2 protein-coding genes are annotated in these 2,049 nt (G+C 53.7%); both read left to right on the top strand.

Annotated elements, in window-relative coordinates:
• Window positions 1–114: 114 nt before the first annotated feature.
• Window positions 115–963 (top strand): sigma-70 family RNA polymerase sigma factor, encoded by an 849-nt coding sequence (locus H6B51_RS16845; RefSeq protein WP_204884755.1) that lies wholly within the window; start codon window positions 115–117, stop codon window positions 961–963.
• A 31-nt stretch (window positions 964–994) separates the two neighbouring features.
• On the top strand, window positions 995–1,936 hold the full coding sequence (locus tag H6B51_RS16840; protein WP_204884754.1) for a recombination protein NinG: 942 nt from the start codon (window positions 995–997) through the stop codon (window positions 1,934–1,936).
• The last annotated feature ends 113 nt before the right edge of the window (window positions 1,937–2,049 follow it).

Here is a 2,049-nt window from a genome sequence, read left to right as displayed (position 1 = left end):
TGAGCTATGTCAGGCCATTTGCTCTCCCATTCTAACAGCTTCGGCTTTGAGATGGAAAAAGACGCGGCTGGCTGCCGCGCCTTGAACCATAACTTTATTGTAGGAGGTGGGGTCATGGCGTATCTGTCTGATGACGAGCTTCTGGATACCGAGGGTGGCTTCACCGGATGGGACGATGGGACAGGCGCTGGGGCGGAGGAAACGCTGGAACAGGCGCTTGCGGAAGAACGTCTGGCCGAGCTGGAAAACGAGCTGGAGCAGGACGAGCATCCCATCGACTATGAAGCGGAGCTGGAGGACGAGGAAGAAGAAGCTGCCCCGGTCAGTGATAAACGGCTGAAACGGGAGATGCGGGCTGAGGCCATACGGCGGCTGGAGGAAGCCGCCCGCACGGAGAAGGATTTCCGGGCCGTGGTGGAGGAATGGAACAAGCTGGACCGGAACCGGGAGCGCCGGGAACGGGACCACGAAAACCTTCGTGGGGATGTGCCGCTGGAATATCAGGCGGTGCCGGAACCTAAGCTCATTCCCCGCTGGATGAACACCCCCACATACCGGCAGCTGATGGCCGGGAACTTTCTGGACATCCTGTTTGACTGCCCCTATGAAATGCACAACCTGACCGCCGATCCCTTTATTTCCCGCATGGTGGAGGAACTGAGCGAGGAACACAAGGAAGTTTTGTATTTTCTCTCTTTGCGGCTGTACAGCACCACCCGGCTTGCCGCTGTGCGTGGGCAGTCTGACCGCAATATCCGCAAGCTGCGAAAGACCATCCACAAGAAATTGCAGCGCCAGATGTATGACCATCTGTGCGGCAAGCAGGAGCATGGCGGCAGCCTGACCTTGCGGGAACGCCAGTTTTTGGAGGAATACTCGAAAATTGCAAGGAAACAAGGCAAGGACGCCGTGATCCGGCGGGAGAATAAGACCAAGCGCAGAAAAAAGAAAAACCGCCCCTGATAATTGGGACGATTAAGGAGAAAGGGCGTGTATGATGAAAAATTTATTTGAACAGTCCCGTTCCCATTGGGTGCGGTACGATCACTATGAGCTGAAAACAGCGGAAGATGGCAAACGGTACATCACCCCCGGCAAGAATGCAAAGCCGGATGTCTACAATCCACTGAAAGAGGTCCCCAACATTGTGCTGGATGCGCTGAATGTGGGGATGCTGATGATGGGGCGCAAGCCGGAAGCAGAGGTGGAAAAGGCGATAATGGAGTTTATCACCCGGTACGGCTTGCTGGGGCTGATGACCGCCCTGCCCACCACGCCGTCCTTTATGGACTATGAGGCGGTGTACCTGCCGAAAAACCACTTCATCAAGGAAGAATCCATGGCGACAGACAAATACCTGTCCCTGTTTTACCCCTTTGACCAGCTGGATTTGGTGAAGAAAGGCATTGAATCCACATGGAATGTGTCCGGTGACCGGACGATGGTTGCCCTGACCATGACTTTCATGGACGAGCCGATGGCGAAGAACATGAGCTTCCAGCGGGAATATGCGGAACCCTACGACTGGGTTGCCCAGCAGTTCAAAGATTGGGCCTTTACACTGACCACCGCCATTTTGTACTACAATGACTATGATTCCATTGACGAGGACGCACGGGGGCTGTATCGCAAGGCCATGGCCGCATTTGGTGGGATCGCCCCCAGCTACCACATCGAGCTGTTGGATAAGCCCACCATCTATTGGGATTTCCATTCGCTGCTGCTGGGCATCCAGATGATGTTCAGCTTCATGTTGGTAGACGGTGACCAGCCCCTGCGCCTGTGTAAGCACTGCCAGAAGGTATTCCTGGGCAGCCGGTCCAATGCCGCCTTTTGCAGCCCACGGTGCAAGAACCAGTACAATGTCTACAAGAGCCGGGGGAAAAACAACAACATATTAACGATTTTTAAAGGCAATATGGATATGTATGATTAGGAGAAAAGGTTGAAACATTGCGATTTAAGTACCATTCCGAAAAAGAGCGCACAAAACCACGCCCCCTAAAAGTGGGCGAAAAATAAAGTTATGCTTAAAGCCTAAGCAGTAGT

The organism is Pseudoflavonifractor phocaeensis (assembly GCF_016901955.1).
Classification (GTDB): Bacteria; Bacillota; Clostridia; order Oscillospirales; family Oscillospiraceae; genus Flavonifractor; species Flavonifractor phocaeensis_A.
This window is presented reverse-complemented; position numbering and strand designations above follow the sequence as displayed.

Excerpts from the sequence above, each read along its gene's own strand:
- H6B51_RS16845 (WP_204884755.1), top strand. The coding sequence starts at position 115 with ATGGCGTATCTGTCTGATGACGAGCTTCTGGATACCGAGGGTGGCTTC.
- H6B51_RS16840 (WP_204884754.1), top strand. The coding sequence starts at position 995 with ATGATGAAAAATTTATTTGAACAGTCCCGTTCCCATTGGGTGCGGTAC.